Here is a 12,637-nt window from a genome sequence, read left to right as displayed (position 1 = left end):
TTGCTTAAAGCTTACTGCTTACAGCATAATGCAATAAAATATGGATAACGAAAAGGAAAATAATGTTAAGCACTTTCTCGATTTAATTCAGAAATCCCGTAAAGGTAAGTTTAAGGTCTACATTGGTATGAGTGCTGGTGTAGGCAAAACTTTTCGTATGCTACAGGAAGCTCATACGTTGTTAAAAAACGGAATTGATGTAAAAATCGGTTATATAGAAACGCATAATCGTAAGGAAACGCATGAATTGCTGGATGGTTTGCCTGTGATTCCGCGTCGTTCTATTTTTTACAAAGGAAAGCAACTGGAAGAAATGGATGTGCAAGCTATAATTAACCTGCGTCCTGAGGTGGTTATTGTAGATGAACTGGCACATACGAACATAGAAGGCAGTAAGAATGAAAAACGCTGGCAGGATGTTCTGGAGATTTTAGAATCTGGAATAAATGTGATTTCGGCAGTTAATATTCAGCATATCGAGAGTTTAAATCAAGATGTAAAACGAATTACAAATGTAGATGTTAAGGAACGAATTCCGGATAATGTATTACGATTGGCGGATGAGGTTGTAAACATCGATTTAACATCCGAAGATTTAATTGACCGATTAAAAGAAGGGAAAATTTATACGGCTGATAAAATCCAGACAGCACTGAATAATTTTTTTAAGTCTGATCAGATTTTGCAACTGCGAGAATTGGCTCTTAAAGAAGTAGCAAGTCAGGTGGTGCGAAAAGTAGAAAATGAGGTTCCTAAAACTCAGGCGCTACGACACGAAAAATTACTGGCATGCATAAGTAGTAATGAGCGAACAGCTAAGAATATTATTAGAAAAACAGCCCGATTGGCAAGTTATTACAATAGCGATTGGTATGTTTTGTATGTTCAGTTACCAAAGGAAAGCAGTGATAAAATAGCACTGGATAAACAACGTCATTTAATTAATAATTTTAAATTGGCGACTCAACTCGGTGCCGAAGTAATTAAGATAGAAAGCACTAATATTACCGATACAATGCTTAAGGTTGTAGAGCAAAAAGAAATTACAACGGTTTGTATTGGGAAACCTCATTTTAACTTTTTTAAGGTAATTTTGTCGACATCGATTTTTAGACGTTTATTGAGCCGTCTTTCTTTATCGAATGTCGATCTTGTTATTTTATCTTAGAAGTAAGATTTTGAGATGTTTGGTTTGAAAGGATTAACCATATAAGTTATGTAAGTTCAGTTAAGCTGTTTGAGGATAGGCTTATATTTACTTAAATGCCTTATATGTTTAAAAAAGATTAATGTTGTTTGGCTTGAAAGGATTAACCACATAAGTTATGTAAGTTCATTTAAATTTAGTTTTTAGATAAGCTTATATTTTCTTAAATGTATTATATGTTTAAGAAAATAAGAGTTACCATATAAGTTATGTAAGTTCAGTTAAGCTGTTTGAGGAAATTACTTTTTAGTTTAAGAAGTATTTTAGGAAACTTATATTTACTTAAATGTCTTATATGTTTAAAAAAAGAATAATCACTTAAGTTCTGTAAGTTTATATGAAACGCTTGAAGAAAGTTATAGACTTGATAAAAAATAAAATGTTTTGTAAATCATAGAAAATGAAAATTAAAACGAAATTAAACTTGGGCGTAGGACTATTATTTTTGATGATAATTATCCTTGCATTAGTGAGTGCCTTTTATATTTTTTTGATAAAAGGAGACACCGAAAATATTTTGAAAGCCAATTATAACACATTGGAATATTCTAGAAATATGCTCACTTCGCTTGATGAAATAAGTGGTAATGGAGATAAAGCAAGTGTCATTTTTAAAGACAATTTGAAAAAACAAATTACCAATGTAACCGAAGCTGGCGAAGATAAGGTAACGACTAATTTACAAATGAGTTTTAATAAATTAGAAAATAACTGGGATGATCAAACGATTAAAAGTCAGATACGTCAGGATATTTTTGCCATTATGAAACTCAATATGAATGCCATCAAGCAGAAAAGCGATATAGCGAAGCAAACTGCCGAAACAGCTAATTTTTCGATTGCAATTGTAGGCACTCTTTGTTTTTTGATTGCTTTTAATTTACTAATTAATTTACCTAATAATATTGCTAATCCAATTAAGGAATTAACAGAAAGTATTAAGCAAATTGCGAATAAAAACTATTCGGAACGGGTTCATTTTACAAGTCATAATGAGTTTGGGGATTTAGCAAAATCGTTTAATACCATGGCTCAAAAACTCGAGGAATACCATGATAGTAATTTGTATAAATTATCATTTGAGAAGAAACGACTGGAGACTTTAATAAACAATATGCACGATCCAATTATTGGACTTGATAATCAAGGGAAAGTTTTATTTGTAAATGATGAAGCGCTTAAGATTATCGGAATGAAATCTGAGGATGTGATTGGGGAACTGGCTACAACGCTGGCACTAAAAAATGATTTGATGAAATCTTTAATCATCAATGATCTGGAAAGTACTAAAGCGCACCCAATGAAAATTTTTGCCGATGGTAAGGAAAGTTATTTTGATAAAGAAATCGTTAATATTACAATTACGCCAACAGGGGAGGACCAAACGATTAATATTGGCGATGTAATTATATTGCGAAATATTACACTGTTTAAAGAATTAGATTTTGCTAAAACTAATTTTATTGCAACGGTTTCGCATGAATTAAAAACACCAATTTCATCGATTAAACTGAGTCTTCAGCTATTAGAAAAACCTAACACGGGCGCTATTAATGAGGAACAAAAACAATTAATAGATAGTATTAAAGATGATAGCCAGCGCTTGCTAAAAATTACAGGAGAATTGCTGGATATGGCACAACTAGAAACTGGTAATATCAAACTTAATATTGGACAATGTAGTCCGTATAAAATAATAGAATATGCTCTGGAAGCTGTAAAAGTTCAAGCGGAACAAAAGCAGATAGAATTAATTATTGAGAGTGAACCTAATCTTGCAGATATTAAAGCGGACTCGGAGAAAACGACTTGGGTGATGATTAATTTCTTAACGAATGCAATTAGATACTCTTATGAAAAAAGTAGTATTACAGTTAAACTGAAAAAAGAGAAAAATCAGATTGTGTTTGAAGTAATTGATACCGGAAAAGGTATTGATAGTCATTATAAATCGAAAGTATTTGATAAATTTTTCCAGATTCCGGGAAGTCATAAATCAGGAACGGGACTTGGATTATCTATTAGTAAAGAATTTATTGAAGCTCAAAACGGAACTATTGGCGTAGAAAGTGAGTTGGGATTAGGAAGCTCTTTCTGGTTTAGACTTTTGAAAGCTTAGGTTTTAGTATTTAGTACCAGTTTTCAGTACCAGTCGCAGTTTTCAGTTTAAGTTGTTTGCGGTAAAAGTTTTTAGTTTTCAGTCTCAGTCTCAGTACCAGTTTCAGTTTTCAGTGATTGAAATTTATAAATAGAAAAGTGTTCAGTACAATCTTGTAGTTTTTGAAAACTGCGACTGTGACTGAACACTTTTTTTATAACTGTAAACTGCGACTGGTACTGAAAACTAAAATTAGCAATCCGCCATATTCACGGCTACAGCTAATCCTCCTTCGGAGGTTTCTTTGTATTTAGAGTTCATATCTTTTGCAGTTTGCCACATCGTATTGATTACTTTATCTAGTGGTACTTTTGCGTTTTTAGAGTCAGTTTCTAGGGCTAGTTCGGCTGCATTAATGGCTTTTATAGCTCCCATTGTATTTCTTTCGATACAAGGTATTTGTACTAATCCGCCAATTGGGTCACAGGTTAATCCTAAGTGATGTTCCATGGCTATTTCGGCTGCCATTAAAACTTGTGCAGGAGTTCCGCCCATTAATTCGCAAAGTGCTGCTGCTGCCATAGATGATGAAACACCTATTTCGGCTTGACAACCTCCCATTGCTGCAGAAATTGTAGATCCTTTCTTGAAGATACTTCCTATTTCGCCTGCAACCATCAGGAATTGTTTTATTTCTTTTTCGCCTGCATTATGGTTTTCGATTACTAAATAGTACATTAAAACGGCAGGAATTACACCAGCACTACCATTGGTAGGAGCAGTAACTACACGTCCTAAAGCAGCATTTACCTCATTTACGGCAAGTGCAAAACAACTTACCCATTTTAGGATTTGGCGAAATTTAACTTCGGTTTTTCTTATTTCTTCTAGCCACGTTTGTGGAGAATTATAATTAGATAAACCGATGAGGTTTTGGTGCATATCAAATGCTCTACGGCGTACATTTAATCCACCAGGAAGGATTCCTTCGGAGTGACAACCGATGTACATACATTCGAGCATGGTGTTCCAAATACGCATTAATTCATTGTTAATGAATTCTTCAGAACGCATCGATTTTTCATTCTCATAAACAATCTCCGAAATGGATTTGTTTTGGGTAATGGTATAATCTAAAAGTTCTGCTGCGTTTTGTATAGGAAACGGAAATGCACATTTTATCTCCGATTTTATTTTAGCGTTTTCGCGTTCTTCTTTTACTACAAATCCTCCACCAATAGAGTAGAAGATAGACTCGTATTCGGAATCATCTTTGGCGTAAGCCGTAAATTTTAAACCATTGGCATGAAACGGTAAGAATTCTTTATTGAATACAATATCTTGCAAAAAGAAAAACGGAATGGTTATCTCGTTTCCAAGTATAATTGTATTGGTATCTTCGATAGATTTTATAATTCCTGCAATGTCGTTTATAGGAATATATTCGGGATCCTGACCACTTAATCCTAACATCACTGCCAAATCGGTAGCATGTCCTTTTCCTGTTAAAGAAAGAGAGCCATACAAATCGACTTTTACACGAGTGATTTGAGAAAACAGATTTTCACTTTTTAATTCAGCTAGAAAACGTTCTGCTGCACGCCAAGGTCCAAGGGTGTGTGAGCTTGAAGGTCCTACACCAATCTTAAGCATATCAAATACCGATATACATTCTTCCATTATATTATAATTTTGTTATCACAAAGATAATTGAATAATGCAATGAAACTAAAAGAAGAATTGTTAATGTTGCGTATTTATTAAAATTTGTATTTAATATTAATAATTTGGCAATAAAATAATAATGTAAAAAATATTGATTATAATTTTCTGATTATCTTAAAATAAGGATTTTACTCTAAAATGAATGAAAAAACGATCCGAAAATACTCAAAATGTTATTATTAAACCATTAAGATATTAAGTTTTAGCTCTTAATTTTTTTCTTAATATCTTAATGGTTAAAAAAAAAGTTTAGCGCGTTAAAGCTGGTTTCATTTCGGTTGTAACTCCAATTCTGTTCCAGGCATTTATTGTAATAATAGCCATTATGATATGTGATAAATAATTTTCATCAAATAAACTTGCTGCTTTTTGATAGGTTTCGTCTGAAACTCCACCATTACTGATTAATGTAATTTCTTCGGTCAGAGCCAAGATTGCTCTTTCTTCTTCAGAGTAAAAATCAACTTCTCTCCAAGCATTTAATAAATAGATACGTTGTTCGGTTTCGCCATATTTACGGGCATCTTTTGTGTGTAAATCGATGCAATATGCACAACCGTTTATTTGTGATGCTCTAATTTTTATTAATTCGTGATGTATGTGGGTTAAAGGAGTTGAATCTAAATAAGTATTCAAATCTAATAATGGTTTTATTGCAGTTGGTTGTGTGTGTGCAATTTTAATTCTCTTGCTCATGATTTCTTTGTTTTAAATTATTAAACAAAGATATTTATAGGAAAAATCAAAAATCTTAAGCTGGTTTAAGAAATGAAATTAAAGTGCGTTTTTTCTTATTTCACTTAAATATTCTGGAGTGAGATTTAAGTAGGATGCCAGCATGTATTGCGGAATACGTTGCACAAACTCAGGAAATCGAGTGATGAAATGTTGGTAGCTTTCTTCTTTTGTAAAGTCGTATAGGTACTTCATACGTAATTGAGCAGCCGAATAGGCTCTATGCAAAACAAGGCGGAAGTAACGTTCTAGTTGAGGTAATTGGCTAAATAATTTTTCCTGATTGTGATAATCAAAAGCATAAACCTCGGTGTTTTCGATTGCCTGAATGTAAAATTGTGCAGGCGATTGTGTGTCGAAACTCATATAATCGGCAATCCACCAGTTTTCGATTGCAAATTGTGTGATTTGCTCGGTTCCTTTATCATTGATAAAAAAGAAACGCAAACAGCCTTTTTCTACAAAATAAAGCGAAGAACATATTTGTCCTTCTTCTAGTAAATAGCTTTTCTTTTTTAGAGTAATCGGCTTGATATTATCCAAAACTAATTGGGTTTGTTCATCGTTTAGTTCGACGTACTTTTTTATGTGTTCAATTAGGTTTGGTTGCATTATTGTTTATATAAGTGTTGTAGTTATAAATTCTCGCAAAGACGCCAAGTCGCCAAGAAAGCTAAATTTTAACTTGGCGTCTTTGCGACTTTGCGAGAGAATCTAGAAAATTAAAGCATTTTTTTTGAAATTAACTGATATGAGTAAATTCACTAAATAGCAATAAAAATAGGCACTTCGGCATTTTCTGGATTGGATGCTTTTTCTCCGTATATCTCAAAATCGGCAGTATATTTTCTGTTGAGATCAGTGTTCCAAATTTCTATCCATTTCTGGATTACAATACCATCGGCTAAATTTCCTTTGGCAGTAAATTGTTTGTAGGTTTCTTTTGCAATAGTTTTCCCTGTCATTCCGGTTGGGATATTATCTAAACTAGAAACTTTACAACCTAAAATTGTAGTGTATGGTTTGGTATAATCCTTTTCATATTCGGTGTAGACAGAATAGATTGCATTATCTATTTTATTCGGAATGTTTTCGATTGTATTTTCTGCCATGAATTTGTTCCAAAGCGCTGGAATATCCTTTGCAGATTGTTCATTTTCATTGGTAGTTCTTATCGATAATCCGATAATGAAAAACTCCTCGATTGTAATTAATTCCATTTTAGTTTTAAATTATATTGTTATTCTATGTAAAAGTAGCGCAAAAAATTATGCTGTTAATGCTAATGTTATCGCTAAAAGCGAAATTAATAAACATAATGGCGAAAAGTATTTTGTATCCATTTGTGCAAATTTTGTGGTTTTGACTTTTTTAAAGAATCCCACGTACTTAAAGTCACCAATAGCTCTTATCATAAATAATATCAAAATAATGCAGATGCCATATTCTTGTATCCAATTTGGCAAAATATAGGTTATAATCCCAGATTTTATTAAAACTAAAACCGAAAGTATAAGCAGTGCAATGGCAACTACCATACATTCTTTTAGCTTCGGACTCATTAGTTTTTCATTGTTTTCGGTTGTTGGTATTGCTGCTTCATATCCCCATTTTCCGCCAAATCCCCAATAAATATGTATTCCTGCTAGAAATAGAAAAATGATGACCAAAATGGATCCAATTGTTGTTTGCATAATGTGATGATTTTAAAAGAAATATATGATTCAATTAAACTATTCTAACCATATAAGGGATATAAGTTCATTTAAGTTTACGAAGTAAATAGTTGCTAACTTAAATTGTGTGTAGAGGAACGCGGATTAAACGGATTTTTTATCCACGTTCTTTATCCAAAGAGTTAGTCATGCTTATATTTACTTATATCTCTTATATGTTTAATTTTTGAGGTTGCTATTTTTTTGTTGCAAGGATAGAATATACCATTGGGATTTTGTTATCCAGATGTTTTATTCTGTATTTTTTTGGTTCAAATTCTATGATGTTATTGAAGCAATTGTATGGCGAATAATCAAATTCATTTAGAGAATTTAGTTCTAGTCCGTTTTTAATTAGGCTATTTATAACTTCGCTCATACCATGATTCCAGCATACATATTCTAGTTCTATAGGTGCACTTTTATCAGCATAAGTTCCTTCCTGAGTTTCTATTATCGCTCCTGAGTTGAAATAATTATATCCTACTTTTTCAAAATCATCATCAAACATCCAAACTACAGGATGAAATTCGGCAAATACAAATTGGCCATTTGGCTTAAGGAAATCCGAAATTAATTTTGCCCATTTATCAAGATCTGGTAGCCATGGGATTGTTCCGTAACTTGCAAAAACAATATCGAATTTTTGGTTTAAATGGTTTGGTAAATCATAAATATCACAACAAATAAAAGAAGCCGATGTATTGGTTTCTTGCGCAAGTTTGTTTGCGCTTTCTATTGCTTTGTCTGATAAATCGACGCCTGTAACATTTGCGCCTAGTCTTGCTAAAGAAATACTATCTTGCCCAAAATGGCATTGCAAATGCAGGATTGTTTTTCCTTTTATATCTCCTAGTAATTCTAATTCGATACTGTTTAACGAAGTATTTCCTTTTAGGAAACCTTCTAAATCATAAAAGTCAGATTTAAGATGTGACTCAACTCGATTGTTCCATGATTCTTTATTAACTTCTATATAATTGTTTTCTGGGGTCATTTTTTGGATATGATTTGATGATTTTTTTGGATATGGATCTATTTATTAAAAGCTTCTTTTGGGAATTTATCGGCTATAAGATTCAGGTTGATATTATGTTCTAAATAGGCTTTTAATCCGTCGAGAACTGTTGTAAATCCACCTGTAGAATCTTTGATTATATTCAGGAGTTCGTCGCCTTCTTTATCAAAACCATAATTTTCGATAACTACATAGGTTGTGTCGTCGGTTATTTTTCTGAATTCGAAATCAACAGTAGTTTTAGGTTCGTTCCATTCGATAGAAATCTTTTCGTTTTCGATAATTTCTTTTATAAAAACGGTAGTCGATACGTTGTACATTTCCCATTCCCAGATTATATTTTTGCCTACAGCTAGTGTATCACTTCCTTTTGTAAACCAAAAGTTCTTGGTTACATTTGGATCTATAAATGCATTAAAAACAATTGCAGCTGGTTTTCTTATAAGCATTTGGGCTTCAACAGATTTTGGATTACTACTCATATTGCTATTTTTTTCTAGTTATGTTTTTAGAATCTTGCATACAAAAGGATTCTTTTGAACGCGTATAATGATGGCGTTTTAGGAAATCTTTTTGCGATTCTATTTTTAAATTCTTTGATGAATTGTTCTTTTATTTCTCCTTGTAATCTCTCAAAATAGGGAACTAAAGTCGACCCCAAAATAAACTCATATAATTCGTCGTGTGTGTTAGCTATCATAGGATATACCTTTTGGTAAATAACTATATCTGTACCACCATTTTCGAATAAAATCTGGGCGTAATCATCCATTGTAAGTACAGGCGAAAGTCGTTTCCAATTATTCAATGCGCTTTTATATGGTTCTTCTTGTACCAATTCGATTACAATCTGATTAAGTAAATTCTCGTTCTGACAAGGCATTTGGATTGCCAATTGTCCATCTGGATTTAATAATGATATAATTTTAGGGAATAATTCTTCGTGATTATCAACCCATTGTATGGATGCATTTGCAAAAACTAAATCCCATTTTTTACCCGTATTAATTTGCTCTTCGATAGTTTTTTGGTCAAATTGGATTGCTGTAAATTCTTTGGCTTTCTCCAACATTTCTTTCGAGGAATCGATACCTTTTACTGAAGGATTGGTAAGTTTTTGAGATAGCATATTGGTTAACTCTCCAGTTCCGCAGCCTAAATCAATTACTTTCATGTTTGGTTTATCCAGAATATGGGCAACCAAATCAAAGAAAGGTTTGTATCGAAGTGCTTTAAACTCGTTGTATTTTTCTGGATTCCATGCCATAATTTACGGAGGTTTTATGATGCAAACGAAGTTAAGGAAATTTAAGTTTTTATTTAGTTAAAAAGAGGAATCTGTAGTTTGAGAATTAACCGCAAAGGGCGCAAGGATCTCCGCAGAGTTCGCAAAGTTTTTTATTGAGGTTAAAAAATGTACGCGGATAAAAACGGATTTTCTTTTTATTGGTTTAAAAATCTGTTTTTATCTGCGTCTTTACTTTTGTAAATCCGTTTTATCTGCGTTCCATTTATAGATTAGTTATGGTAGCGAATAATTAAAATCAACATGGATTTTTCTTTCTAGTTTTTCCAGATTGGAATCTTTACAAAACTATCGTTGTACCATTTTATTTTTAGTGGTTCTTTGGCATCTTTAATGGTTTCGTCGCTTACGTCTTTACCTGTTCCGTAATTTAATTGGGAGAAGGCATTCTTATTTACATTTACTACTACAAGCAAGCGACTTCCTTTGCTTAATTGCTTACTTACTAATCGGGTATTTGTAAAGGGGATAGTTTCGATTTTGTTGGGAACAAGAAGATTTCGAGTTGTAATATCTTTTGCATAACTGGCTCTGCCTAAAAAGTATGATAAATGAAAGTATTCGCCATTAGGCATCACTTCATATAAAACTACACCTATATCCATATCTTTTTTATTAATAAGCGCTTTTATTTCGCCTTCAAAAGCACCATTAACTACAATTGGTTTATCAAGCGGTTCGCTTATAAAAAAATAACCATTTATAGTATCGAGTTCTTTGCGAATAATAGGATCTGGATAATAATCATTATTGCTAATTTCTCTGTTGGCAAAATCTACTTCCTGAGGTAAGAATCCAGATTTGGCGGGTTTTTTATCTGATAATAAATACTTGTCTTTTGACTTGGTGTTGGTTAAATATAATTTAAGGAAATCATTACTCATTTTTTCTAGTGATGGCGCATGTCTCCATTCATTAGCACCCATTACTTCGTAGTTTATTTTATCTTTTAAAACAGCAGGTTTAGGGCCACCTTTAAGAATGTAGTTAAACCATTCGTAGGTTAGTTTTTTTGTATTAAAAAGAGCTATAGGGTCTACTTTGTATTCGTTTATAATCGGGTCACCACCTTTTTGTGCACCAAAATGTCCATAAGGTCCGATAACGAGATAATGTTCTGCATTTTTATTGTACTTAACGTGTTCTCTTAAATAGTATAAACTAGATATTTGGGAATCGTTATAATATCCATCGATAGATAAAACGGGAATGTTTATTTGAGCAAATTCCTCTTTGTACGGAACCATATCTTGCCAATATTTATCATAACCAGGATGCAATAGCCATTTTTGTAAATACTTATTTGGCGTACCATCTATGCTGTCTATTTTGCGATAAGCAACACCTGAGTTCCACCATTTGTCCTGCATGGTTCGGAAACGTTTTCTGTCGTCACCTACAACTGTATCTAAGGTTTTATTATTGGTAACATAAAATGTCCATTCGTAATTAGGATTTATAAAGACGCTATTCTCCATTGGTAATCCCATTCCGGCTCTGTTGGCAACATAGGGAACAATTGTTTTAAGTGCTGGATGAAGTTTTTTTGTCGATGCCCATTGTGTAAGACCGTTGTAGCTACCGCCAAACATTCCGATTTTTCCGTTGCACCATGGTTGTTTGCTAATCCAATCGATAACATCATAGGCGTCTTTGCCGTCATGTTCGTAAGGAAATATTTCGTCGGGACTAAATCTCTTTCCTCTTGAGTATGCCATAACCCCAATATAACCATTATCTACAGCTTCTTTTAGTCCTTTAATATCTCTATTACGAACATAAATTGTGAATTGCAAAATAACGGGTTGTGGTGTTGTTATTCCTTTTTTACGTACTACAATTGCAGAGATTAATGCGCCATCTCTGGTTTTAATTAAAACATCATCCTGAATGTCATAAAGTGTTTTTGGATCCTCGGGTTTGGTACCTTTTACTTGTTGTGCTGATGCATTAGAAAGGATTAAAAAGAGAAAAATAAAATTTAAGAATATTTTCATTTGGTTTTGTTGGTTTTGAGTATTTGGATCGTTAGTTGGCTTAATTGTATTATTTTTCTACGATTAATAAAATTGAAACTAGAATTATCATAATGGTTATTAGGAATATTAAATGACTAAATATAGATAATAAAAGGGCTTTGGTTTTGGTTAGTTTATTAAAAAACTGAACATTGGTCCAATAAATTAATATGATATCAATAAGGTAAAGAATTTTCATTACAGTCCTTATATGAGGTGTTTCGTTATAATAATAAAGCAGCGGTAATAATGCAAGATGTACAATGAGTCGTTGGGATGCTTTAAAAGTATTTAGAATGAAATATTCGATATAATTGTATCCTTGATGTCTAAAAGCAATATACGTTCCTAAAGTATAAAATGGTATGGATGCTAGTGTTACCCAAGAGAAATGTGTTGCTATCCATTCGTTAATTTGTTTAAAATCAATTGAAAGGTCAGTCTGATTATTAGAAGAATTATCTCCTATTGTATTGATGTCGAAATAATGATAAAGTAGACCATAAAGTGTAGCCAGAACAATAACTAAGGAAATTGGTTTAAAGTGTTTAACTCGTTTTCCCTCTATAAATTCTCTGATAGTATCTCCGGGTCTGGTAAATAGTTGCTTGGCAGAATATAACATCCCTTTATCAAAATGAAGTAATCCGTGCTGGATATCATGTAATAGGAAATGAAAATCGAGTTTGTGGGTTTCGGATGATTGCCCACAATTACTACAATAATGTCCTTTAAAATGCTGTTTACAGTTCTTACAGATTATATCCATCTTAATTATTTATTATTATTAAACGATTTTTCACATGGTTTTGTTT

At 32.5% G+C, this 12,637-nt stretch carries 12 protein-coding genes; 2 read left to right on the top strand and 10 right to left on the bottom strand.

The annotated features are described in order from the left end of the window. Positions 1–40: 40 nt before the first annotated feature. Positions 41–1,168, top strand: a complete 1,128-nt coding sequence (locus IW20_RS19850; protein ID WP_035626541.1) for a histidine kinase — start codon at positions 41–43, stop codon at positions 1,166–1,168. A gap of 439 nt (positions 1,169–1,607) precedes the next feature. Continuing rightward, positions 1,608–3,326, top strand: coding sequence for a sensor histidine kinase (locus tag IW20_RS19845; RefSeq protein WP_035626539.1), 1,719 nt, complete (start codon positions 1,608–1,610; stop codon positions 3,324–3,326). A gap of 231 nt (positions 3,327–3,557) precedes the next feature. Here the strand turns inward: IW20_RS19845 and IW20_RS19840 are convergent, their stop codons facing one another. The 10 genes from IW20_RS19840 to IW20_RS25585 all read right to left on the bottom strand — a co-directional run bounded on the left by IW20_RS19840 (position 3,558) and on the right by IW20_RS25585 (position 12,591). Beyond that, positions 3,558–4,985 carry an L-serine ammonia-lyase gene (locus IW20_RS19840; RefSeq protein WP_035626536.1) on the bottom strand — a complete coding sequence of 476 codons (1,428 nt, stop codon included), beginning with the start codon at positions 4,983–4,985 and terminating at the stop codon, positions 3,558–3,560. Between the two features lie 294 nt (positions 4,986–5,279). Then, positions 5,280–5,726 (bottom strand): carboxymuconolactone decarboxylase family protein, encoded by a 447-nt coding sequence (locus tag IW20_RS19835; RefSeq protein WP_035626534.1) that lies wholly within the window; start codon positions 5,724–5,726, stop codon positions 5,280–5,282. A 78-nt stretch (positions 5,727–5,804) separates the two neighbouring features. Further along, entirely contained in the window at positions 5,805–6,377 is a 573-nt protein-coding gene (locus IW20_RS19830) for a Crp/Fnr family transcriptional regulator (protein ID WP_035626532.1), read from the bottom strand. Positions 6,378–6,529: 152 nt separating this feature from the next. After that, positions 6,530–6,985 (bottom strand): GyrI-like domain-containing protein, encoded by a 456-nt coding sequence (locus tag IW20_RS19825; protein WP_035626530.1) that lies wholly within the window; start codon positions 6,983–6,985, stop codon positions 6,530–6,532. 48 nt (positions 6,986–7,033) lie between these two features. Then, on the bottom strand, positions 7,034–7,459 hold the full coding sequence (locus IW20_RS19820) for a DUF3995 domain-containing protein (RefSeq protein WP_035626527.1): 426 nt from the start codon (positions 7,457–7,459) through the stop codon (positions 7,034–7,036). Between the two features lie 217 nt (positions 7,460–7,676). Beyond that, complete coding sequence (locus IW20_RS19815) at positions 7,677–8,477, bottom strand: class I SAM-dependent methyltransferase (protein WP_035626524.1); 801 nt, start codon at positions 8,475–8,477, stop codon at positions 7,677–7,679. Between the two features lie 38 nt (positions 8,478–8,515). Further along, a complete protein-coding gene (locus tag IW20_RS19810) occupies positions 8,516–8,980 on the bottom strand; it encodes an SRPBCC family protein (RefSeq protein WP_035626521.1) in 465 nt (154 codons plus the stop codon). A gap of 26 nt (positions 8,981–9,006) precedes the next feature. After that, positions 9,007–9,765 carry a methyltransferase domain-containing protein gene (locus IW20_RS19805; RefSeq protein WP_035626519.1) on the bottom strand — a complete coding sequence of 253 codons (759 nt, stop codon included), beginning with the start codon at positions 9,763–9,765 and terminating at the stop codon, positions 9,007–9,009. A gap of 296 nt (positions 9,766–10,061) precedes the next feature. Beyond that, the gene (locus IW20_RS19800; RefSeq protein WP_035626516.1) at positions 10,062–11,801 is read right to left on the bottom strand and encodes a CocE/NonD family hydrolase; all 1,740 of its coding nucleotides are present in this window, start codon (positions 11,799–11,801) and stop codon (positions 10,062–10,064) included. 49 nt (positions 11,802–11,850) lie between these two features. Continuing rightward, entirely contained in the window at positions 11,851–12,591 is a 741-nt protein-coding gene (locus IW20_RS25585; RefSeq protein WP_051886016.1) for a DUF3667 domain-containing protein, read from the bottom strand. Positions 12,592–12,637: the final 46 nt, after the last annotated feature.

The organism is Flavobacterium hydatis (assembly GCF_000737695.1).
GTDB classification, from domain to species: Bacteria; Bacteroidota; Bacteroidia; order Flavobacteriales; family Flavobacteriaceae; genus Flavobacterium; species Flavobacterium hydatis.
This window is presented reverse-complemented; position numbering and strand designations above follow the sequence as displayed.

Coding starts and splice junctions, on each gene's coding strand:
- IW20_RS19850 (WP_035626541.1), top strand. CDS start 41: ATGGATAACGAAAAGGAAAATAATGTTAAGCACTTTCTCGATTTAATT.
- IW20_RS19845 (WP_035626539.1), top strand. CDS start 1,608: ATGAAAATTAAAACGAAATTAAACTTGGGCGTAGGACTATTATTTTTG.
- IW20_RS19840 (WP_035626536.1), bottom strand. CDS start 4,985: ATGGAAGAATGTATATCGGTATTTGATATGCTTAAGATTGGTGTAGGA.
- IW20_RS19835 (WP_035626534.1), bottom strand. CDS start 5,726: ATGAGCAAGAGAATTAAAATTGCACACACACAACCAACTGCAATAAAA.
- IW20_RS19830 (WP_035626532.1), bottom strand. CDS start 6,377: ATGCAACCAAACCTAATTGAACACATAAAAAAGTACGTCGAACTAAAC.
- IW20_RS19825 (WP_035626530.1), bottom strand. CDS start 6,985: ATGGAATTAATTACAATCGAGGAGTTTTTCATTATCGGATTATCGATA.
- IW20_RS19820 (WP_035626527.1), bottom strand. CDS start 7,459: ATGCAAACAACAATTGGATCCATTTTGGTCATCATTTTTCTATTTCTA.
- IW20_RS19815 (WP_035626524.1), bottom strand. CDS start 8,477: ATGACCCCAGAAAACAATTATATAGAAGTTAATAAAGAATCATGGAAC.
- IW20_RS19810 (WP_035626521.1), bottom strand. CDS start 8,980: ATGAGTAGTAATCCAAAATCTGTTGAAGCCCAAATGCTTATAAGAAAA.
- IW20_RS19805 (WP_035626519.1), bottom strand. CDS start 9,765: ATGGCATGGAATCCAGAAAAATACAACGAGTTTAAAGCACTTCGATAC.
- IW20_RS19800 (WP_035626516.1), bottom strand. CDS start 11,801: ATGAAAATATTCTTAAATTTTATTTTTCTCTTTTTAATCCTTTCTAAT.
- IW20_RS25585 (WP_051886016.1), bottom strand. CDS start 12,591: ATGGATATAATCTGTAAGAACTGTAAACAGCATTTTAAAGGACATTAT.